General features: G+C 66.1%; 21 protein-coding genes. All 21 read left to right on the top strand.

From position 1 onward, the window contains the following. The first annotated feature begins 30 nt into the window (after window positions 1-30). The 21 genes from GGR89_RS06805 (at window position 31) to GGR89_RS06905 (ending at window position 22,200) form a co-directional block, all read left to right on the top strand. The gene (locus tag GGR89_RS06805) at window positions 31-2,499 is read left to right on the top strand and encodes a methyl-accepting chemotaxis protein (RefSeq protein ID WP_125977020.1); all 2,469 of its coding nucleotides are present in this window, start codon (window positions 31-33) and stop codon (window positions 2,497-2,499) included. A 2-nt stretch (window positions 2,500-2,501) separates the two neighbouring features. Next, window positions 2,502-3,908 carry a chemotaxis protein CheW gene (locus GGR89_RS06810; RefSeq protein ID WP_125977021.1) on the top strand — a complete coding sequence of 469 codons (1,407 nt, stop codon included), beginning with the start codon at window positions 2,502-2,504 and terminating at the stop codon, window positions 3,906-3,908. Window positions 3,909-4,037: 129 nt separating this feature from the next. Further along, entirely contained in the window at window positions 4,038-4,412 is a 375-nt protein-coding gene (locus tag GGR89_RS06815) for an NADH-quinone oxidoreductase subunit A (RefSeq protein WP_125977022.1), read from the top strand. Beyond that, complete coding sequence (locus tag GGR89_RS06820) at window positions 4,403-4,942, top strand: NuoB/complex I 20 kDa subunit family protein (protein ID WP_019367962.1); 540 nt, start codon at window positions 4,403-4,405, stop codon at window positions 4,940-4,942. Before GGR89_RS06815 ends, GGR89_RS06820 begins: the two co-directional genes overlap by 10 nt. Beyond that, a complete protein-coding gene (locus tag GGR89_RS06825; protein WP_125977023.1) occupies window positions 4,939-5,775 on the top strand; it encodes an NADH-quinone oxidoreductase subunit C in 837 nt (278 codons plus the stop codon). Before GGR89_RS06820 ends, GGR89_RS06825 begins: the two co-directional genes overlap by 4 nt. After that, complete coding sequence (locus tag GGR89_RS06830; RefSeq protein WP_125977024.1) at window positions 5,772-7,001, top strand: NADH-quinone oxidoreductase subunit D; 1,230 nt, start codon at window positions 5,772-5,774, stop codon at window positions 6,999-7,001. The genes GGR89_RS06825 and GGR89_RS06830 overlap by 4 nt, the downstream gene beginning before the upstream one ends. Next, entirely contained in the window at window positions 7,001-7,669 is a 669-nt protein-coding gene (locus GGR89_RS06835; RefSeq protein ID WP_125977025.1) for a complex I 24 kDa subunit family protein, read from the top strand. Before GGR89_RS06830 ends, GGR89_RS06835 begins: the two co-directional genes overlap by 1 nt. Further along, window positions 7,669-7,836 carry a hypothetical protein gene (locus GGR89_RS06840; protein WP_157084547.1) on the top strand — a complete coding sequence of 56 codons (168 nt, stop codon included), beginning with the start codon at window positions 7,669-7,671 and terminating at the stop codon, window positions 7,834-7,836. The genes GGR89_RS06835 and GGR89_RS06840 overlap by 1 nt, the downstream gene beginning before the upstream one ends. Before the next feature lies 1 nt (window position 7,837). Beyond that, window positions 7,838-9,142, top strand: coding sequence for an NADH-quinone oxidoreductase subunit NuoF (nuoF, locus tag GGR89_RS06845; protein ID WP_125977026.1), 1,305 nt, complete (start codon window positions 7,838-7,840; stop codon window positions 9,140-9,142). Beyond that, window positions 9,142-11,160, top strand: a complete 2,019-nt coding sequence (gene nuoG / locus GGR89_RS06850; protein WP_125977027.1) for an NADH-quinone oxidoreductase subunit NuoG — start codon at window positions 9,142-9,144, stop codon at window positions 11,158-11,160. Before nuoF ends, nuoG begins: the two co-directional genes overlap by 1 nt. After that, window positions 11,157-12,206 (top strand): NADH-quinone oxidoreductase subunit NuoH, encoded by a 1,050-nt coding sequence (gene nuoH / locus GGR89_RS06855; protein WP_125977028.1) that lies wholly within the window; start codon window positions 11,157-11,159, stop codon window positions 12,204-12,206. Before nuoG ends, nuoH begins: the two co-directional genes overlap by 4 nt. Then, entirely contained in the window at window positions 12,203-12,688 is a 486-nt protein-coding gene (gene nuoI / locus GGR89_RS06860) for an NADH-quinone oxidoreductase subunit NuoI (RefSeq protein WP_010545143.1), read from the top strand. The genes nuoH and nuoI overlap by 4 nt, the downstream gene beginning before the upstream one ends. 33 nt (window positions 12,689-12,721) lie before the next feature. Beyond that, the gene (locus GGR89_RS06865; RefSeq protein ID WP_167712796.1) at window positions 12,722-13,333 is read left to right on the top strand and encodes an NADH-quinone oxidoreductase subunit J; all 612 of its coding nucleotides are present in this window, start codon (window positions 12,722-12,724) and stop codon (window positions 13,331-13,333) included. Next, on the top strand, window positions 13,330-13,635 hold the full coding sequence (gene nuoK, locus GGR89_RS06870) for an NADH-quinone oxidoreductase subunit NuoK (RefSeq protein WP_084580737.1): 306 nt from the start codon (window positions 13,330-13,332) through the stop codon (window positions 13,633-13,635). The genes GGR89_RS06865 and nuoK overlap by 4 nt, the downstream gene beginning before the upstream one ends. Further along, window positions 13,635-15,758: an NADH-quinone oxidoreductase subunit L gene (gene nuoL, locus GGR89_RS06875; RefSeq protein WP_125977030.1), complete on the top strand. Its 2,124-nt coding sequence runs from the start codon at window positions 13,635-13,637 to the stop codon at window positions 15,756-15,758. Before nuoK ends, nuoL begins: the two co-directional genes overlap by 1 nt. Window positions 15,759-15,765: 7 nt before the next feature. Then, on the top strand, window positions 15,766-17,331 hold the full coding sequence (locus tag GGR89_RS06880) for an NADH-quinone oxidoreductase subunit M (RefSeq protein ID WP_125977031.1): 1,566 nt from the start codon (window positions 15,766-15,768) through the stop codon (window positions 17,329-17,331). Continuing rightward, window positions 17,331-18,788 carry an NADH-quinone oxidoreductase subunit NuoN gene (gene nuoN, locus GGR89_RS06885; RefSeq protein ID WP_125977032.1) on the top strand — a complete coding sequence of 486 codons (1,458 nt, stop codon included), beginning with the start codon at window positions 17,331-17,333 and terminating at the stop codon, window positions 18,786-18,788. Before GGR89_RS06880 ends, nuoN begins: the two co-directional genes overlap by 1 nt. 5 nt (window positions 18,789-18,793) lie before the next feature. Continuing rightward, window positions 18,794-19,489: a biotin--[acetyl-CoA-carboxylase] ligase gene (locus tag GGR89_RS06890; RefSeq protein WP_125977033.1), complete on the top strand. Its 696-nt coding sequence runs from the start codon at window positions 18,794-18,796 to the stop codon at window positions 19,487-19,489. Between the two features lie 19 nt (window positions 19,490-19,508). Continuing rightward, window positions 19,509-20,291 (top strand): type III pantothenate kinase, encoded by a 783-nt coding sequence (locus GGR89_RS06895; protein WP_125977034.1) that lies wholly within the window; start codon window positions 19,509-19,511, stop codon window positions 20,289-20,291. Continuing rightward, a complete protein-coding gene (locus GGR89_RS06900) occupies window positions 20,292-21,929 on the top strand; it encodes a ribonuclease J (protein WP_125977035.1) in 1,638 nt (545 codons plus the stop codon). Window positions 21,930-21,939: 10 nt separating this feature from the next. Beyond that, on the top strand, window positions 21,940-22,200 hold the full coding sequence (locus tag GGR89_RS06905; protein ID WP_125977036.1) for a DUF1467 family protein: 261 nt from the start codon (window positions 21,940-21,942) through the stop codon (window positions 22,198-22,200). Window positions 22,201-22,223 lie beyond the last annotated feature (23 nt).

Consider the following 22,223-nt stretch of genomic DNA (forward strand, 5'->3'; position numbering starts at 1 on the left):
CAAGCCGGGGCGAACTGGGACGAACGGCGCATGAACATGGAAGTGGGCGGCCTCGGCAAGGGGCGTCGGGGAGAGGCATCGGACGAGGCGTTCTGCCATGACGTGGGCTCCGTGCTCGATCGCCTCTACGCGGTTGCCGAGTTCAGCCCCGACGGGATCCTGACCCGCGCCAACCAGCATTTCCTCGACGCGATGGGCTGCGTGCTCGAAACCGTGGTCGGCGAGCACCATCGTTACTTCTGCGACGACGACTATGCCGCCAGCCCGGCCTATGCCGCCTTCTGGGAGCGGTTGCGCGCCGGCGAGACGATCGAGGAAACCGCCCGCCGCAACGGCTGCGAGGGCAAGGATGCCTGGCTTGCCGGCCATTATGCGCCGATCAAAGGCGAAAAGGGGGCGGTGAAGAGCGTCGTCCTGATCGCCCGCGACGTGCGCGGCGCGCAGATCGAGGCGGCGCTGAACCGCAGCGTGCTCAACGCCTTCAGCCGTGCGACCGCGATGATCGAGTTCGATCTTTCGGGCCGCGTGCTCAGCGCCAACGAGAATTTCTGTGACCTGCTCGGCTACAAGGCCGAGGAGCTGATCGGCCAGCACCATCGCATCTTCTGTACGGCCGAACATGCCCGTTCGCCTGCCTATCGCCAGTTCTGGGAGCGGCTGGGCCGCGGTGAGTTCGACGGCGGCCTGTACAAGCGTGTGGCCAAGGACGGCAGCGATCGCTGGATCCAGGCGACCTATAACCCGATCCTCGACCATCAGGGGCTGCCGGTGAAGATCGTCAAGTTCGCGATGGATGTGACCAAGTCGCAGACCGAGAGCGCCGAAGCGGCAGGCAAGCTTGCGGCGCTCGACCGATCGACAGCCGTGATCGAGTTCGACACCAGCGGCCATGTCGTTGCCGCCAACGACATGTTCCTCCAGATGATGGGCTATGAGCGCAGCGAGCTGATCGGCAAGCACCACCGCACCTGCTGCGATCCGGACTATGTGAAGACCGAGGACTATGCCAATTTCTGGCGTGCGCTGTCGGCGGGCGAGTTCCAGGCCGGCATTTTTCCGCGGATCGGAAAGGACGGTCGCCGGGTGTGGATCCGGGCGACCTACAACCCGATCGTCGACGTCGATGGCAAGCTGATCAAGGTGGTGAAATACGCCTATGACATCACCGAGCAGACGCAGCGTGCTGCCGACGCCGAGGGCAAGGTCGCCGCGATCAACCGCGCCCAGGCGGTGATCGAATTCACCCCCGAGGGCATGGTCCTCGAGGCGAACGACAATTTCCTGAATGCGACGGGCTATCGTCGCGAGGACGTGGTGGGCAAGCACCACAAGATGTTCTGCGACGCCGAGCTGGTGCATTCGCAGGAATATGCGCGCTTCTGGACCGATCTGGCGCATGGCGAATATATCGCCGGGGACTTCCGCCGCCGCAACAAGGCCGGCGAGGAGATCTGGCTCAACGCGACCTACAATCCGATCTTCGATGGCCTCGGCAACGTCGTGAAGGTGGTCAAGTTCGCGCACGACATCACCGAACGCAAGAAGGCGGCGATCGAGGGCAAGAGCCGCGCCCAGGCGGTCGACCGCAGCCTCGCCACGATCGAATTCAGCCTCGAGGGCGAGATCCTCACCGCAAACGAGAATTTCCTCTCGACCATGGGCTATACCCTGCGCGAGATCCAGGGGCGGCACCATTCGATGTTCGTCGATCCCGCGCATCTCAAGTCAAAGGAATATGGCGATTTCTGGCGCTCGCTGGGGCGCGGCGAGGGGCAATCGGGCCGCTTCCACCGGATCGGCAAATATGACCGCGACGTGTTCATCCAGGCGAGCTACTCGCCGGTGTTCGACCTGCAGGGCAATCCGTCGCGGGTGATCAAATATGCCTATGACGTCACCGACCAGGTGATGCTCGAGCGCAAGATCGCCGCCAAGACCGAGCAGATGCAGGGCGTCGTCGGCGATCTCTCCGAGGCGATCAAGACGATCAGCGAAGGCGCCTGCAGCGCCACCGGCCTCGCCAGCGAGACCCAGGCGGCGGCCGATCGCGGCACCAGCGCGATCGAGGGCACGATCGAATCGATGGAACTGATGGCGGCCTCGTCGAAGAAGATCTCCAGCATCGTCGACGTGATCGGCGACCTTGCCGGCCAGACCAACCTGCTCGCCTTCAACGCCGCGATCGAGGCGGCGCGCGCCGGCGAGCACGGTGTCGGCTTCTCGATCGTCGCCGAAGAGGTGCGCAAGCTCGCCGAGCGCAGCGCCTCGGCGGCGGAGGAGATCACCCGGCTGATCGGCGAGTCGAGCGAGCGCGTCACCCAGGGCACCGAACGCTCGCGCTCGGCGCGCGAAGCCTTCGAGGCGATTGCCGGCTGTGTCGACAAGACCACCGGCGCGATCTCGGGCATCGCCCAGTCGGTCGGCGCGCAGCGCGAGACCTCGCGCCAGGTGGTGGCGATGATCGACGAACTCGCGGCCTCCACCCACAGCAAGATCTGATCATGGCCATGGGGACCGAACTCACCGCACCGGTGGGGGAGGCGGGGCGGCGCCATATCGACGTCGGCCTGCTCCGGCTGTGCGGGATCGAACTGGCGGTGCCGGTGGACTGGGTGCGCGAGGTCGTGCCGTGTCCGGCGGCGATGGGGCCTTGCTTCGGCAGCCATCCCGCGCTGATCGGCTCGATCGGGGTGCGCGGCGACGTCATCCCGGTGGTCGACGTCACCCTGTTGCTCGGCTTCGGCGAGCGGACGGGGACGGGCGGGACGATCGTAGTGCTGCGCAAGGACGATGTGCTGCTCGGGCTCCGGATCGATACGGTCTCCGGCCTGTACCGCATCCCCGTCTCGGCAGTGCGCGAACTCGTCGACTCGGGCGGGGCCGCGCGGCTCGTCGACCGCGCCTTTGTCCGCGAGGCGCATCTCGTCGGCATTCTTGATCCCGAGGCGCTGTTCGCGATGCCCAATCTGCCGCTGGTGCGCTGCCATGCGCGCGAGGCCGACAGTGCGGCGCTGGCCCGCGCTCGGCCGTTCGTGCTGGTGACGGTGGCCGGCGTCGACATCGCGATCGACAGCCATCTGGTGGAGAGCACCGCGCCGGCGATCAGTCTGCGGCGCTGCGCGGTTCCGGCCCCCGGCTGGGCGCGCAACGTCAACTATCTCGGCCGCGACGTCCGCGTCTTCGACCAACTCGCGACGCTGGGCCTCGACGGCGCAACTCCGGAGGAGTCGCCGGGCCCGGTCATCCTGTTGCGCATCGCGCCCGACAAGCTGGTCGGCTGGCATGTCGAGAGCGTGCGCAGCGTCGCCCGAATCCCGGACGACAAGTTCGGGCCGGTTCCGGCGGGGCTTGCCGCGCGCAGCGCGCTGTTCGCGGGCATCGCCACCGATCCGGCGGGCGGCCAGAATCTGGTGCTGGACACCGACGCGGTACGCGCCGATCCGGCGATCAAGGCAATGGCGGCCTTGTGCCGTGCGCCCGCCCAGGCGGAGGGCCGCGCGACCATCGCGGCGCGCGAGGGTGCTGCCTCCACCAACGCCTTCCTGATCTTCGATACCGGCGCGCGACTGCTCGCCACGCCGCTCGACGCGATCCGCGAAGTGGTGCCGTTCCGCGGGCTTTCCTCGCGAGTCGAGGACTATTCGGGGCTGTGCGGGCTCGCCGATCATCGCGGTGCGCCGATCTCGGTCTATGGCGTCGAGCCGGGCGTCGAGCCCGAGGACGCAAAGCTGCTGATCATCGCGCGCGACCAGGAAGGGCAGGGCGCGCGCGGCTTCCTCGCCCAGCGGCTGGCGACGATCCTCAACGCCCCCGCGCTCCCTGTACCGGGGGGAAGCCCGGGTGCCCTGTTCGTCCCCGCAACGATCGACGGAACGGCGCATTCCATCCGAATTCATACGCTTGGCTGAAGCCGCGCCGGACGCGTTCAGCGCGGCTTAACAATTGCGAATGATTCTCAGCGGTTCCAGGCCTTGCCGCACCGGGATCATGGTCCTAGAAGCCGCTCAAGATTCCGCAGTCGCGAGAAGAGAAGGCCATTGGTCGACCTGTCACAATATCTCCCGATCCTGATATTTCTGGGGATCGCCTTGTTGCTCTCGGGCACGTTCGTGTTCCTGCCGATGCTCGTCTCGCGCCTCACCGGCACGAACAAGCCGACGCCGGAAAAGCTCACCGAATATGAGTGCGGCTTCCCCGCCTTCGAGGATTCGCGCAGCCAGTTCGACGTGCGCTTCTACCTCGTCGCGATCCTGTTCATCGTGTTCGATCTCGAAGCGGCGTTCCTCTACCCCTGGGCGGTGAGCGTGTTCACCCTGGGCTGGACCGCCTGGATCTCGATGATGATCTTTGTCGCCGAGCTGGCGCTCGGCCTAATCTATGCGTGGAAGAAGGGAGCCCTGGAATGGGAGTAGAGCTTTCGGCGCCGCCCCCGCCGGGAACCCTCCCGGACGTCGGCTTCCTGAACGACATCAATGCCGAGATTTCGGACAAGGGTTTCCTGGTCACCTCCACCGAGGAGCTGTTCCAGTGGGCCCGTACCGGCTCGCTGTGGTGGATGACCTTCGGCCTGGCATGCTGCGCGGTGGAGATGATCCACGTCAACATGCCGCGCTACGACATGGAGCGCTTCGGCGCCGCCCCGCGCGCGTCGCCGCGCCAGTCGGACGTGATGATCGTCGCGGGCACGCTGTGCAACAAGATGGCCCCGGCGCTGCGCCGGGTCTATGACCAGATGTCGGAACCGAAATACGTGATTTCGATGGGCAGCTGCGCCAATGGCGGCGGCTATTACCACTATAGCTACAGCGTCGTGCGCGGCTGCGACCGCGTGGTGCCCGTGGACATCTACGTCCCCGGCTGCCCGCCGACCGCCGAGGCGCTGCTCTACGGCGTGATGCAGCTGCAGCGGAAGATCCGCCGCATCGGGAGCCTGGACCGGTGAGGGCGCCGGCTCCCCGCTATGCCGCCAACGACGGCGTGATCGAGGCGGCCAAGGCCGCGCTCGGCGACATGCTGGTCGAGGCGAAGGATGCCGTGGGCGAAGTGTCGCTCACCGTCGTCCGCGAGAATCTGTGCGACGCGATGCTCGCGCTGCGCGACACGCCGGGCCTGGAATATCAGCAGCTCAGCGAGATCGCCGGTGTCGACTATCCGCAGCGCGCGGAGCGTTTCGATGTCGTCTACCAGCTGCTGTCGTTCACCCGGAACCACCGTATCCGCGTCCGCGTCACCACCGACGAGGAAAAGCCGGTGCCGAGCGTGACCAACATCTGGCCGGTCGCCGGCTGGCTCGAGCGCGAGACGTACGACATGTACGGCGTGCTGTTCGAAGGCAATGACGATCTCCGCCGCATCCTGACCGATTACGGCTTCCAGGGCCATCCGCTGCGCAAGGACTTCCCGATGACCGGGTATGTCGAGGTGCGCTACTCGGAAGAGGCGAAGCGCGTGGTCTATGAGCCGGTCAGCCTGGCGCAGGACTTCCGCAACTTCGACTTCATGAGCCCGTGGGAAGGCGCCAAATACGTCCTCCCCGGCGACGAGAAGGCGCCGCAGCCCGAAGCCAAGGGCGCACCGACGCCGGCTACCGCCGCGCAGGTCGCCAAGGCCGACGCGACGCCGGCCGCGAGCCAGGCTGCGCAGGGCAAGGACACCAAGACCACCGACAGCCCGGCCCAGACCGGCGCCGGTCAGCCGCACCCGGGCAACCAGCCCGGCGAGAAGCCCAAGGATCCGGACGTCGTCCCGACCAAGGGCGAAGGGCAGAACAAATGAGCGATACCGTCGACAAGATCATGGAGCGCGATATCGACCCGGCGACGGGTGATACCTCGATCGCGAACTACACGATCAACTTCGGCCCGCAGCATCCCGCGGCGCACGGCGTGCTCCGTCTCGTCACCGAACTGGACGGCGAGATCATCGAGCGCATCGATCCGCATGTCGGTCTGCTCCACCGCGGCACCGAGAAGCTGATCGAGTACAAGACCTACACCCAGGCGCTGCCGTACTTCGATCGCTTCGATTACTGCTCGCCGCTGGCGATGGAGCACAGCTATGTGCTCGCGGTCGAGAAGCTGCTCGACCTCGAGGTGCCGCTGCGCGGCCAGTATCTGCGCGTGCTGTTCGCCGAGCTGACCCGCATCTGCAACCACATGCTGAACCTGGGCAGCCACGTCATGGACGTCGGCGCGATGACGCCGAACCTGTGGATGTTCGAGATCCGCGAGGACTGCCTGAACTTCTTCGAGCGGGCGTCGGGTGCGCGCATGCACTCGAACTATTACCGCGTCGGCGGGGTGCGTCAGGACGTTCCGGTCAAGCTGCTGAACGACATCGCGGAATGGCTCGACACACGCCTGCCGCAGCTGTTCGGCGACGCGATCAGCCTGGTCGCCGAGAACCGCATCTTCAAGCAGCGCAACGTCGACATCGCGACGGTGAGCCGTGAGGACGCGATCAAGTGGGGCTTCTCCGGCCCGATGATCCGCGCCGCCGGCATCCCCTGGGATATCCGCCGTTCGCAGCCCTATGACGTGTACGACCGCGTCGACTTCGAGATCCCGGTCGGTACCCGCGGCGATTGCTATGATCGCTTCATGGTCCGCGTCGAGGAAGTCTACCAGTCGGCCCGCATCATCAAGCAGTGCATCCAGGACATGCCGGAAGGCCCGGTCCTGACGCTCGACCGCAAGGTCGGTGCGCCGAAGCGCGGCGAGATGAAGCAGTCGATGGAAGCGCTGATCCATCACTTCAAGCTCTTCACCGAAGGCTACCATGTGCCGGCGGGCGAAGTGTATGTCGCGACCGAGAGCCCCAAGGGCGAATTCGGCGTGTATCTGGTGTCCGACGGCACCAACAAACCCTATCGCTGCAAGGTGCGCCCGACCGCGTTCAGCCACCTGCAGGCGATGGACTTCATGTCCAAGGGGCACATGCTGGCGGACATCACCGCCATCCTGGGCGCCATGGATATCGTTTTCGGTGAATGTGACCGCTGATGGCTGACGCTCCTCAACTCCCCGACGAAGCCGAAGTGCGCGCGCGCTGGGGCGCTTTCGCCTGGACGCCGGCCAATGCCGAGAAGGCGCGCGAGATCATGGCGCGCTATCCGGCGGGTCGCCAGATGTCGTGCACCATCCCGTTCCTCGACCTGGCGCAGCGCCAGGTGGGTGCCGAGACGAACACGCAAGGCTGGCTTCCGGTTCCGGTGATCGAGTTCGTCGCCCGCGAACTGGACATGCCCTATATCCGCGTGTTCGAGGTCGCGACCTTCTACACCATGTTCAACCTGGTGCCGGTCGGCCGCTACCATGTGCAGGTCTGCGGCACGACGCCGTGCATGCTGCGTGGGAGCGATGACGTGATGGCCGCGTGCAAGTCGCGCGGGCTGAAGAAGGGCCACACCACCGCGGACGGGCTGTTCACGCTCACCGAGGTCGAGTGCATGGGCAATTGTTCGTCGGCGCCGATGGTGCAGATCAACGACGACAATTTCGAAGACCTCGATTATGATCGCACCCTCGCGATCCTGGACGCGCTGGCCAAGGGCGAGAGCCCCAAGACCGGCACGCAGGAGCCGGGACGCCACACCGTCGAGCCGCTGGGCGGTCCGACGACGCTCACCGCGATGGTGAGCGAGAACCATGACTATCGGGGCGAATGGTGATGCGGGGCAACAGCCTCATCGTCACCATCCTGGCCATCATCGGCGGCATCGTCGTGCTCGGCTGGGTGCTCAAGCTTGCATTTAACTTGATCGGGACGCTCGTCCTGATCGGTCTGGCCGTAGTCTTCTATCTGTTCGTACAGAAGCTGGTCGGGAAGGGACGCTAAGGTGCTTCAGGACAAGGACCGCATCTTCACCAATCTCTACGGCTACCAGTCGTGGCACCTCGACGCCGCCCGTGCGCGCGGCGCGTGGGACAACACCAAGGCGCTGCTGGAGCTGGGCCCGGACACCATCATCGACCGCATCAAGGCCTCGGGCCTGCGCGGGCGGGGCGGCGCCGGCTTCCCGACGGGCATGAAGTGGAGCTTCATGCCGAAGAACCCGACGCCCGAGCGTCCGAGCTTCCTCGTCATCAACGCCGACGAGTCCGAGCCCGGCTCGTGCAAGGACCGCGAGATCATCCGCCACGATCCGCACCTGCTGATCGAAGGCGCGCTGGTCGCGGGCTTCGCGATGCGCGCGCGGGCGGCGTACATCTACATCCGCGGCGAATATATCCGCGAGGCCGAGACGCTGTTCGCGGCGGTCGCCGAGGCCTATGCCGCGGGCCTGCTGGGCAAGAATGCTTGCGGTTCGGGCTATGACTTCGACGTCTTCGTCCATCGCGGCGCCGGCGCGTACATCTGCGGCGAAGAAACCGCGATGATCGAGAGCCTGGAAGGCAAGAAGGGCCAGCCGCGCCTCAAGCCGCCCTTCCCGGCGGGTGCGGGCCTCTATGGCTGCCCGACCACGGTCAACAACGTCGAATCGATCGCGGTCGCCCCGACGATCCTGCGTCGCGGCCCCGAATGGTTCGCCAGCTTTGGCAACGAGAACAACAAGGGCACCAAGCTCTTCCAGATCTCGGGCCATGTGAACAAGCCGTGCGTGGTCGAAGAGGCCATGTCGATCCCGTTCCGCGAGCTGATCGAGAAGCATTGCGGCGGCATTCGCGGCGGCTGGGACAATCTGCTCGCGGTGATCCCGGGCGGTTCGTCGGTGCCGCTGGTGCCGGCAGCCCAGATCATGGACTGCCCGATGGATTTCGACGGTCTGCGCGCGCTCGGCTCGGGCCTCGGCACCGCCGCCGTGATCGTGATGGACAAGTCGACCGACATCGTCCGCGCGATCAGCCGGCTCTCCTACTTCTACAAGCATGAGAGCTGCGGCCAGTGCACCCCGTGCCGCGAAGGCACCGGCTGGATGTGGCGCGTGATGGAGCGGCTGCGCACCGGCGACGCCGACATCAGCGAGATCGACACGCTGCAGCAGGTGACCAAGCAGGTCGAAGGCCACACCATCTGCGCCCTGGGCGACGCGGCCGCCTGGCCGATCCAGGGCCTGATCCGCCATTTCCGCCCCGAGATCGAGCGCCGGATCACCGAGCGCAAGTCGGGCGGCATCGAAACCATGCAAGAGGCGGCAGAGTAATGCCCAAGCTCAAGGTTGACGGAATCGAAGTCGAGGTGCCGCAGGGCGCCACCGTGCTCCAGGCCTGCGAGGCCGCGGGCAAGGAGATTCCGCGTTTCTGCTATCATGAACGGCTGAGCATCGCCGGCAATTGCCGCATGTGCCTGGTCGAGGTGAAGCCCGGACCGCCCAAGCCCCAGGCTTCGTGCGCGCTGCCGGCCGCCGACAATCAGGAAGTCCGCACCGACAGCCCGATGGTGAAGGCTGCGCGCGAAGGCGTGATGGAATTCCTGCTGATCAACCACCCGCTCGATTGCCCGATCTGCGATCAGGGCGGCGAGTGCGATCTGCAGGACCAGTCGGTCGCCTATGGTCGCGGCCAGTCGCGCTATGAGGAAAACAAGCGCGCGGTCACCGAGAAATATATGGGCCCCATCATCAAGACGGTGATGACCCGCTGCATCCAGTGCACCCGCTGCGTCCGCTTCGGCGAGGAAGTGGCCGGCGTGGAGGATATCGGCGCGATCTATCGCGGCGAGAACATGCAGATCACGACCTATCTCGAAAAGGCGTTCAAGAGCGAGCTTTCGGGCAATGTCGCGGACCTGTGCCCGGTCGGCGCGCTGACCCACAAGCCGGTCGCGTTCGAATATCGCCCCTGGGAGCTCAAGCGGAACCTGTCGATCGACGTGATGGACGCGGTCGGCACCAACATCCGCCTCGACAGCCGCGGCCGTCAGGTGATGCGCGTCCTGCCGCGCATCAACGAGGACGTGAACGAGGAGTGGGCGCACGACAAGACCCGCTACCATGTCGATGCGCTGGTCCGCCGCCGTCTCGACCGCCCGTTCGTCCGCAAGGACGGCAAGCTGGTCCCGGCGACGTGGGAAGAGGCGTTCGACGCGATTGCGGGCGTGGCCGCCAATGCCGGCTCGAGCGTCGCGGCGATCGCCGGCGACCTGCTCGATGCCGAGACCATGTATGCCGCCAAGGCGCTGGTGAAGGCGTTCGGTTCGGACCTGCTCGAAGGCCGCCAGACCGGCATGGCCTATGACACGTCGAGCCTGTCGGCGGTGGCGTTCAACACCACCATCGCGGCGCTCGAAGAGGCCGATGCGATCCTGCTGGTCGGCACCAACCTGCGCTGGGAAGCGCCGCTGGTGAACACCCGCGTGCGCAAGGCGATCAAGCGCGGCGCCAAGGTGTTCGCGATCGGCCCGCAGGTGGATCTCACCTACAAGGTCGAGTGGCTCGGCGACGATCTGGGGCTGCTCAACAGCCTGCCGGAGAACCTCGCCCAGGCGATCGACAATGCCAAGAAGCCGGCGCTGATCCTCGGCCCCGGCGCGCTCAAGAACGGCCATGGCGCCGCGCTCGCGATCGCGGGTGCGTTTCAGCGCGCCGCGACCGAGACCGAGGCGGCCTGGAACGGCTTCAACGTCGTCCACACCGCGGCGGCGCGGATGGCCGGCCTGATGCTCGGCTACGCGCAGAAGGGCGGCATTGCCGACATCGTCGCGGCATCGCCGAAGCTCGCCTTCTTCCTGGGCGCCGACGAGGTGGACTTCTCGAAGTTCGCTGGCAGCTTCAAGGTCTATATCGGCCATCATGGCGACCAGGGAGCGCATCATGCCGATGTGATCCTGCCGGGCGCCACCTATGCCGAGAAGCCGGGTACCTATGTGAACCTGGAAGGCCGCGTGCAGCGCGCCGATCGCGCGGTGTTCGCACCGGGCGAGGCGCGCGAGGACTGGACGATCCTGCGTGCGCTCTCCGAAAAGCTCGGCCGCACGCTGCCGTTCGACAGCTTCGACGAGCTGCGCGCCGCGATGGCGAGCGAGGTTCCGGCGCTCGGCCAGGAAGGTCTGGCCGAGTTCGCGTGGAACCCGCCGTCGCTTGCCAGCCAGGCTTCGGGTCCGGTGACCTATCCGGTCGCCGACTTCTATCTCACCAACGCCATCTGCCGTGCGTCGCCGACGATGCAGCGCTGCTCGGCCGAACTGCTCCATGGCGAAGACTTCGCAGAGGCCGCAGAATGACCTCCTGGTTCACCTATCTCGGCCTGCCGTACGAGCTGGCCTGGACCGTCGCCACGGTCATCGACATCCTCGTCATCGCGCTGCCGGTGATGCTGGCCGTCGCGATGATCATCTATGCCGATCGCAAGATCTGGGCGGCGATGGCGCTGCGCCGCGGCCCGAACGTCGTCGGCCCGCTCGGCCTGATGCAGTCCTTCGCCGACGGCCTCAAGGTGTTCCTGCAGGAAACCATCGTGCCGTCGGGCGCGAACAAGGGCCTGTTCCTGCTCGCGCCGATCATCACCTTCACGGTGGCGCTGATCGTGTGGGCGGTGGTGCCGTTCCAGGCGGGCGTCGCGCTGTCGAACATCAATGTCGGCCTGCTCTATGTGCTCGCGGCTTCGTCGCTGGGCGTGTACGGCATCATCCTCGCCGGCTGGTCGTCCAACTCGAAATATCCGTTCTACTCGGCGATCCGGGCGGCCGCGCAGATGGTGAGCTACGAAGTCTCGATCGGCTTCGTGCTGATCTCGGTCGTGCTCTGGGCCGGCTCGTTCAATCTCGGCGCGATCGTCGAGATGCAGAAGGGCTATTACGGCTTCGTCAACGGCAACTTCGTCAACCCGCTGCTCTTCCCGATGGCGATCGTGTTCTTCATCTCGTCGCTCGCCGAGACGCAGCGCGCGCCGTTCGACCTGACCGAAGCGGAGTCGGAACTGGTCGCGGGCTATCAGACCGAATATTCGTCGATGGCCTTCGCGCTCTACTGGCTGGGCGAATATGCCAACGTCATCCTGATGTGCGCGCTCAACGCGACGCTGTTCTGGGGTGGCTATCTCCCGCCGTTCGACTGGGCGCCGCTCTACGCCGTGCCCGGCATTCTCTGGCTGTTCGCCAAGATGCTGTTCTTCTTCTTCTGCTTCAGCTGGGTGAAGGCCACCGTCCCGCGCTATCGCTACGACCAGCTGATGCGCCTGGGCTGGAAGATCTTCCTGCCGCTGTCGCTTCTCTTCGTCTTCCTCGTTTCCGGGTACCTCATGCTGACCCGGGTTGGAGTGCCCGCATGAGCGTCGCAAGTTTCGTCCGCACCTGGACTCTTTGGGAGTTCGTGAAGGCGCATGCCCTGACCTTGAAGTATTTCTTCAAGCCCAAGGCGACGATCAACTATCCGTACGAGAAGAACCCGCTTTCGCCCCGCTTCCGCGGCGAGCATGCGCTGCGCCGCTATCCCAATGGGGAAGAGCGCTGCATCGCGTGCAAGCTGTGCGAGGCGGTGTGCCCGGCGCTGGCGATCACGATCGAGGCCGAACCGCGCGACGACGGCAGCCGCCGCACGACGCGCTACGACATCGACATGACCAAGTGCATCTATTGCGGCCTGTGCCAGGAAGCCTGCCCGGTCGATGCGATCGTCGAGGGGCCGAATTTCGAATTTTCCACCGAAACGCGTGAAGAGCTGATTTATCAAAAGGATAAGCTGCTCGCGAACGGCGATCGCTGGGAACGCGCGATTGCGGCGAACCTTGCCGCCGACGCGCCGTACCGTTAAGCGCCGCACCATTCAAAGGGGCCATCCGATTCCGTGATCCAGCTTCTCGCCTTTTACCTGTTCGCGATCATCGTGTGCGTCTCCGGCGCCTGCACGATCCTGTCGCGTAACCCGGTACATTCCGTCCTCTGGCTCATCCTGGCGTTCTTCAACGCCGCGGGCCTGATGGTGCTCGTGGGCGCCGAATTCATCGCCATGCTGCTGGTGATCGTCTATGTCGGCGCGGTCGCGGTGCTCTTCCTGTTCGTCGTCATGATGCTCGACATCGACTTCACCCAGCTCCGCGCGGGCGTGATGAAGTATGCCGCCGTCGGCGCGCTGCTCGCGCTGGCGCTGGTCGCCGAGATCATCGTCGCGGTGGGCGCCTGGAGCGCCGGCACGCTGGCGCTCGGCCGCCGCGTCGCCCCGGTGCAGGACGGCGTCCCCAACATCGAGGCGATCGGCCAGCTGCTCTACACGCGCTACCTGTTCGTGTTCGAAGGCGCCGGCCTGGTGCTGCTCGTCGCGATGATCGGTGCGATCGTGCTGACCTACCGCAAGCGCAGCGACGTGCGGCCGCAGAACATTGCGCGCCAGAACGCCCGCCGTGCGAAGGACGCCACCCGTAACATGAACCCGGCGGTCGGGCAGGGGATGGAGCTGTGATCTCGCTAACCCATTATCTGGTCGTCTCGGCCATCCTGTTCACCATGGGGGTGCTCGGCATCTTCATGAACCGGAAGAACCTGATCGTCATCCTGATGGCGATCGAGCTGATCCTTCTCGCGGTGAACCTCAATCTCGTCGCCTTCTCGTCGTTCCTCGGCGATCTGGTCGGCCAGGTGTTCGCGATGTTCGTGTTGACCGTCGCCGCCGGTGAGGCCGCGATCGGCCTTGCGATCCTGGTCATCTATTTCCGCGGTCGCGGCACGATTTCGGTCGACGACGTCAATCGGATGAAGGGCTGATGTCGTCCATTCTGATCATCACATTCCTGCCGCTCCTCGCGGCAGCCGTTGCGGGGCTCGTGAACAAGTCGTTCGGCGCCGCGCTGCCCAAGATCGTCACCACGGGCTCGCTGTTCGTGGCGTGCGGCCTGTCCTGGCCGATCTTCCTCTCGTACCTGAGCGGCTCGGCCGCGCCGACGGTCACCCCGGTGCTGCACTGGATGACCTCGGGCACGATGAGCTTCGCCTGGGAACTGCGCGTCGACGCGCTGACCGCGGTGATGCTCGTGGTGGTGACCAGCGTCTCGGCGCTCGTCCACCTCTATAGCTGGGGCTATATGAGCGAGGAGCCGGACCAGCCGCGCTTCTTCGCCTATCTCTCGCTGTTCACCTTCGCGATGCTGATGCTGGTGACCGCGAACAACCTGGTGCAGATGTTCTTCGGCTGGGAAGGCGTGGGTCTTGCGTCCTACCTGCTGATCGGCTTCTGGTTCCGCAAGCCCAGCGCCAATGCCGCGGCGATCAAGGCCTTCGTGGTCAACCGCGTCGGCGACCTCGGCTTCATGCTCGGCATCTTCGGCGTGTTCCTGGTGTTCGGCACCGTCGACATCCCGACGATCCTGGCGGCGGCGCCGAACTACGCGGGTTCGACGATCGGCTTCCTCGGCTACCGCTTCGACACGATCACCGTGCTCTGCCTGCTACTGTTCGTCGGCGCGATGGGCAAGTCGGCGCAGCTCGGCCTGCACACCTGGTTGCCGGACGCGATGGAAGGCCCGACCCCGGTGTCGGCACTGATCCACGCCGCGACCATGGTGACCGCGGGCGTGTTCATGGTCTGCCGCATGTCGCCGCTGTTCGAGCAGAGCGCAGTCGCGATGCACGTCGTGATGGTGATCGGCGCGGCCACCTGCTTCTTCGCCGCCACCGTCGGCACGACGCAGACCGACATCAAGCGCGTGATCGCCTATTCGACCTGTTCGCAGCTCGGCTACATGTTCTTCGCGGCGGGCGTCGGCGCGTATGGCGCGGCGATGTTCCACCTGTTCACGCACGCCTTCTTCAAGGCGCTGCTGTTCCTCGGCGCCGGCTCGGTGATCCATGCGATGCACCACGAGCAGGACATGCGCTATTATGGCGGCCTCTGGAAGAAGATCCCGCTGACCTACACGGCGATGATGGCGGGCACGCTCGCGATCACCGGCGTCGGCATCCCCGCGCTGTTCGGCAATCCGGTGGCGTTCGGCTTCGCCGGCTTCCACTCGAAGGACGCGATCATCGAGGCGGCCTTTGCTTCGGGCAACACCGGCGTGTTCTGGGTCGGCGTGGTCGTCGCGCTGCTGACGAGCTTCTACTCGTGGCGCGTGGTGTTCCTCACCTTCCACGGCAAGCCGCGCTGGGCCGCTTCCGAGCATATCCAGCACGCGGTGCATGATGCGCACGGCCATGGTCATCACGACGAGCATGCGCACGACACGCACGGCCATGGCAGCGAGCATGCCAATGCGCCGGCGCAGGAAGATGCGGGCCACACCCCGCACGGCACCCATGCGCTCCATGAACACGAAGGCGAGGGCACGGCGGGCTATCACCCGCACGAGAGCCCGCTGGTCATGCTGATCCCGCTGATCCTGCTGTCGATCGGTGCAGTGCTGGCCGGCTTCGTCTTCCACGGCGCGTTCATCGAGCCGACCGCGGGCGAGACCTATTGGCACGGCGCGCTGGCCTTCAACGAGCACCTGATGCACGCGATGCATGAAGTGCCGGTGTGGGTGAAGCTTTCGGCCACGGTGGCGATGCTGCTGGGCCTGGGCACCGCGATCTTCGCGTACATCGTTTCGCCGGGCTTCCCGGCGGCCTTCGCCGAGCAGGTGCGTCCGCTGTATCTGTTCCTGCTCAACAAGTGGTATTTCGACGAGCTCTACAACCTGCTCTTCGTGCGTCCCGCATTCGCCATCGGGCGGCTGTTCTGGAAGCGCGGCGACGAGCAGACGATCGACCGGTTCGGCCCCAATGGCGCGGCGCGCCTGGTGCAGTTCGGAAGCTTCGGGGCCGTCAAGCTGCAATCGGGGTATCTCTACACCTATGCCTTCGTCATGCTGATCGGGCTCACGGCCGCGCTCACCTGGGTCATTGCGAGGTGATGGAAAAATGACCGGCTTTCCGATCCTTTCCGTCCTGCTCGCGGTGCCTGCGGTTGCCGCAGTGCTCTGCCTGTTCGTGGGCGCCCAGGGCGCCCGCTGGACGGCGCTCCTCGCGACGCTCGTCAACCTGGCGCTCGGCGCCTATCTGTGGACGCAGTTCCAGCATGGCGACGGCGCCCCGCAGTGGCAGTTCGTCGAGCATGTCACGCTGTTCAAGATGGGCGGCGTCGAGTTCTCCTGGGCGCTCGGCATCGATGGCTTCGCCTTCCTGCTGATCGAGCTGTCGCTGTTCCTGATGCCGATCTGCATCGGCGCCAGCTGGCTCTCGGTCACCAAGCGCGTGCCGGAATACATGGCGGCGTTCCTCGCGACCGAAGTGCTGATGATCGGCACCTTCGCCGCGCAGGACCTGTTCCTGTTCTACGTCTTCTTCGAAGGCGGCCTGATCCCGATGTACCTGATCATCGGCATCTGGGGCGGCGTGAACCGCATCTACGCGTCGTACAAGTTCTTCCTGTACACGCTGCTCGGCTCGCTGCTGATGCTCATCGCGATGATCGCGATGGTGCTGACCACCGGCACGACGTCGATCCCCTACCTGATGGCCTATGATTTCCCGGCCAGCTGGCAGACCTGGCTGTGGCTCGCCTTCTTCGCCTCGTTCGCGGTGAAGATGCCGATGTGGCCGGTCCACACCTGGCTTCCCGACGCGCACGTCCAGGCGCCGACCGCAGGCTCGGTCATCCTGGCGGGCGTGCTGCTGAAGCTCGGCGGCTATGGCTTCCTGCGCTTCTCGCTGCCGATGTTCCCGGTCGCGTCGGTGCAGTTCATGTGGGTCGTCTTCGGCCTGTCGTGCGTCGCGGTGGTCTACACCTCGCTTGTCGCGCTCGTGCAGAGCGACATGAAGAAGCTGATCGCCTATTCGTCGGTCGCGCACATGGCGATCGTCACCATGGGTCTGTTCGCCTTCAACGCGAACGGCATCGACGGTGCGATGATGGTGATGCTGGGCCACGGCGTGGTCTCGGGCGCGCTCTTCCTGTGCGTCGGCATCATCTATGATCGCCTGCACACCCGCGAGATCGACCGCTATGGCGGCCTGGCGATCAACATGCCGCGCTATGCGGTGCTGTTCCTGCTGTTCACCATGGCCTCGATCGGCCTGCCGGGCACCAGCAACTTCGTCGGCGAATTCTTCAGCCTCGCCGGCGTCTACCAGGTCTCGACCGCAACCGCGCTGATCGGCACCACCGGCATCATCCTCGGCGCCGCCTATATGCTCTACCTGTTCCGTCGGGTGGTGTGGGGCGACCTGACCAAGGACGATGTGAAGGCGATGCCGGATCTCGACGGCCGCGAAGTCGCGATGCTCGCGGCACTCGCCGCCGTGGTGCTGTGGATGGGCGTGTATCCGACCAGCTTCACCGCACCGATGCGCGCCGACGTCGCGCGGCTGACGCAGCGCCTCGACAGCGCCGCGCACACCGCGTCGATCAGCGACTCCAAGCCCACGCCGGGTTCGCCGCAGGCGGCACCCGCCCATGAAGCCTCCGCGCACGAGGGGGCGCACTGATGTCCTATTCCACGCAACTCCTCATGACGCTGCCCGAGCTGGTGCTCGCGGCCGGCTCGATCGTCCTGATGCTGGTCGCCGCCTGGGGCGGCCAGGCATCGACCAAGCTGGTGAGCTGGGCCTCGGTGGCGCTGCTCGCCGGTGCCGGCATCGCGCTGGCGGGTCCGTCCTCGACGGGCGGCAGTGCGTTCGGCGGCCTCTACCGCGCGGATGCCTTCGCAACCTTCGCCAAGGTGGTGATCTATGTCGCCGCGGCGGTGTCGATCCTCGTCGCGCCGAAGTTCTTCCAGCGCACCTCGGGCGAGGATCTGCGTCCGGAATATCCGGTGCTGATCCTGCTCTCGACCGTGGGCATGGGCATGATGGTGTCGGCGGGCGACCTGCTGAGCCTCTATGTCGGCCTCGAGCTGCAGAGCCTTTCGGCGTACATCCTCGCCAGCTTCATGCGGCGGGACACGCGCTCGGCGGAAGCGGGCCTGAAGTATTTCGTACTCGGCGCGCTCGCCTCGGGCATCCTGCTCTACGGCATCAGCCTGGTGTACGGCTTTGCCGGGACGACGCTGTTCGACGGCATCGCCGATGCGTACAGCGCCGGTGCGACCGGCAGCCAGCATACCGGCCTGCTGTTCGGCCTGGTGTTCGTGTTCGCCGGTCTCGCCTTCAAGATCTCGGCCGTGCCGTTCCACATGTGGACGCCGGACGTGTATGAAGGCGCGCCGACCCCAGTCACCGCGTACTTCGCCTCGGCGCCCAAGGTGGCGGCGGTGGCGATGGCGGTGCGCGTCGCGGTCGACGCGATGGGGCCTGCGATCCTCGAATGGCGCCAGATCGTGATCTTCGCCTCGCTCGCCTCGATCATCTTCGGTGCGGTGGCGGCGATCGGCCAGACCAACATCAAGCGCCTGCTCGCGTACTCGTCGATCAACAATGTCGGCTTCGCGCTGATCGGCCTTGCTGCCGGCGGCGAGGAAGGCGTGGCGAGCGTGCTCGTCTACATGGCGATCTATGTCGTGATGACGATCGGCAGCTTCCTGGTGGTGCTGCAGATGCGCGACGAGCAGGGCGAGCAGGTCGAGACCATCGCCAGCCTCTCGGGCATGTCGCGCACGCGGCCGGGCCTGGCGCTGGCGCTGGCGATCTTCATGTTCAGCCTCGCCGGCATCCCGCCGCTGCTCGGCTTCTTCGCCAAGCTGGGCGTGTTCATCGCCGCGATGCATTCGGGCCTGATCGCCTTCGCCACGGTGGGTGCCGCGGCCTCGACGATCGGTGCCTTCTACTACCTCAAGATCGTCAAGACGATGTACTTCGACGAGCCGGCTCCTGCCTTTGCGGGCAAGACCGACCTGGTCGAGGGCGGGCTGATCGCGATCAGTGCGGTCGTCATCTCGCCGATCGGCTGGGTGCTGTTCGGTGCGCTCGGCACCTGGTCGCTGGTCGCGGCGAAGGCGCTGTTCTGACCCCTGTGATCCGAACCGTCGCCGAGACGGGATCGACCAATGCCGACATCCTTTCCCTGGCGCTTACGGGCGCCGGGGAAGGGCTGTGGCTCCGGGCCGAACGCCAGACCGCCGGCAAGGGCCGGCAGGGGCGCGCCTGGGTCTCGCCTGCGGGCAATCTCTACATTTCGACGCTGGTCCGGGTGCGGCCGAGCGATCCGTCGCCGGCGACGCTGGCGCTGCTATCGGCCGTCGCGCTGGAAGAGGCGGTGCGGGCGTTCGGCGTATCGCCGATGCTCAAATGGCCCAACGACCTGCTGATAAGCGGTGCCAAGCTCTCCGGTATCCTGCTCGAGCGGGCAGGGGACGCGATCGCGGTCGGCATCGGCGTCAACCTGGCGGCGGCGCCCGAGGGGCTGGACCGCGCCGCGACGAGCCTGGCCGCGCAAGGCGTCACCGTCGCCCCCGACATTTTCGCCGAGGTGCTCGCCGAGAGCTTCGGCCGCTGGCTGGAGCGCTGGCGGGGCGAGGGCATGTGGCCGGTGCGGGAGCGCTGGCTCGCCAGGGCGCATCCCGAGGGCACCGCGCTCACCGCGCGGCTTGCCGACGGCTTGAGCTTCGACGGGCTGTTCGGGGGGCTGGATTCGAACGGTGCGCTGATCCTGCGCTTGGCCGATGGAGCGACCCGTGCCATTCACGCGGGCGACGTGTTCCTGCTTTAACGAGGAAGAGGGAAGGGCGATGCTGCTCGCGATCGACGCCGGCAATACCAATGTCGTGTTCGCGCTGGTGGACGGCGGCGAGATCCGCGCTCGCTGGCGCATCGCCACCGATCCGCGCCGCACCGCCGACGAATATGCGGTATGGCTCAGCCAGTTGCTGGCGCTCGAAGGCTATGACCGCGCCGCGGTGACGGGGGTGATTGTCGGCACGGTGGTGCCGCGCGCGCTCCACAACCTCGAGGTGCTCGCCAGCAAATACTTCAAGACCGAGGCGGTGATCGCCGGCAAGGGCAATGCCGAATGGGGCTTCGCGCTCGACGTCGACGAGCCGCAGAACCTGGGCGCCGACCGCGCGCTCAACGTGCTCGCCGGCCATGCGCGGCACGAAGGCGACCTGATCATCATCGACTTCGGCACTGCGACCACCTTCGACGTGGTCGATTATCGCGGCGCCTATAAGGGCGGGATCATCGCGCCGGGCATCAACCTGTCGCTCGACGCGCTGGTGACCGCAGCCGCCAAGCTGCCGCGTATTGCCATTTCCGCGCCGGATACCGCCAGCGTGGTCGGCCGCAACACCGTCGATCAGATGCATATCGGCATCTATTGGGGCTATGTGGCGATGATCGAGGGGTTGGTCGCGCGGCTGAAGGCCGAAGTGGGCAGGCCGCTCAAGGTTATTGCGACGGGTGGGCTGGCGATTCTCTTCGAAAGGCATACATCGGTGTTCGATACGATCGAGCCCGATCTCACCATCCAGGGCTTGGCGATGCTGTGGGAACGCAGCCAGCAAGGAAATTAAGTGACCCCAAGAAACGAACTGCTCTTCCTCGCCCTCGGTGGCTCGGGCGAGATTGGCATGAACGTCAATCTCTATGGCTGCGACGGCAAATGGCTGATGGTCGATTGCGGCATCACCTTTGGCGATGCCAGCTATCCGGGCATCGACGTGATCCTGCCCGACCTCCAGTTCATCGAGGACCGGGTGGACGACCTGCTCGGCATCGTGCTGACGCACGGGCATGAGGACCATATCGGCGCGCTGCCCTATCTCGCCGCCGATCTCGGCGTGCCGCTCTACGCGACGCCGTTCACCGCGGGCCTGATCCACGGCAAGCTGGCCGAGGAAGGCATCGACGACCGCGTCGAGCTCAACGTCGTCAAGGAAGAAGGGCCGTTCGACATCGGCCCGTTCACGATCACCTACACCCCGCTCGCCCACTCGATCCCCGAGGGCAATGCGGTGCTGATCGAGACGCCGTACGGCAAGGTGTTCCACACCGGCGACTGGAAGCTCGACGATGCGCCGTCGCTCGGCGGCTCGGCGACCGCCGAGGAACTGACCGCGATCGGCGACAAGGGCGTGCTCGCGCTGGTGTGCGACTCGACCAACGTGTTCAACCCCGAGGCGTCGGGCTCGGAAGCGGACGTACGCAAGGGCCTGGACGAGGTGGTCGCTGGCGCCAAGGGCCGCGTGCTCGTCACCACCTTCGCCTCGAACGCGGCGCGGCTGCAGACGCTGGGCGAGGTCGCCCGCGACACCGGCCGCGAGCTGTGCGTCGCCGGACGCTCGCTCGACCGGATCATCCGCGTTGCCAAGGCGACCGGCTATCTGCGCGACTTCCCCGAGCTGATCGACTTCGACAAGGCGATGACGCTGCCCGCCTCGCGCGTGCTGATCGTCGCGACCGGCGGCCAGGGCGAGCCGCGCGCCGCGCTCAACCGCATCGCCGAGGGCAGCCATGTGCTCAAGCTCCACCAGGGCGACCTGGTGGTGTTCTCCTCGCGCCAGATCCCGGGCAACGAGATCGCGATCGGCAAGATCATGAACACGCTGGCCGACAAGGGCGTCGACATCATCACCGACCGCCAGGCCTTCGTGCACGTGTCCGGCCACCCGGGGCGCCCCGAGCTGGCGGAGATGTACAAGTGGATCCGGCCCGAGATCATCGTTCCGGTGCACGGGGAGATCCGCCACATGCACGAACAGGCCCGCTTCGCGCTCGAACAGGGCGTGCCCAAGGCGGTGAAGCAGCAGAATGGCGAGATCATCCGTCTCGCGCCCAACGGCCCGCAGAAGATCGGCCATGCGACGGTCGGCCGCCTCGTGCTCGACGGGGACGTGATCCTGCCGGCGGACGGCGCGACGATGGGCGAGCGGCGGCGGATCGCGCTGTACGGCCAGATGTCGGTCGCGGTGGCGATCGATCGCAAGGGCAAGCTGCTCGGCGCCCCCCAGATCCGCGTCCAGGGCGTGCCGGTGGAAGAGGACCGCGAGGACCTGATCGAGGCTGCCGCCGATGCCGCTGCCGAGGCGGTGAAGAAGGACTGGCGCGATCGCGAGAAGCTGCGCGAGTCGCTGCGCCTCGCGGTGCGGCGGGTCGCGGTGCGCTTCACCGGCAAGAAGCCGGTGGTGGACGTACTGCTGATCGAGGCGTAACCTTCGCCCCATGAAGTGGCAGTCGGCGCTCGCGATCTATACGCTCTTCTGGGCGATGTCGGTGTTCTTCGTGCTGCCCTTCGGGGTGCGGACCAGCGAGGAGGCGGGCGTGCCGCTCGTCCCCGGCCAGGCGCCGAGCGCGCCGCACAGCTTCAATCCGACGAAGATCGTGGTGCGCACCACGATCCTCTCGGCGGTGCTGTTCGGGGCCTTCTACCTCAACTATGTCTATGGCTGGGTGACCGCCGAGATGCTCGACTGGACGCAGTAAGCCCCGGCAAAACAAGCTTTGTT

The sequence above is a fragment of the Sphingomonas trueperi genome, from assembly GCF_011927635.1.
GTDB lineage: Bacteria > Pseudomonadota > Alphaproteobacteria > Sphingomonadales > Sphingomonadaceae > Sphingomonas > Sphingomonas trueperi.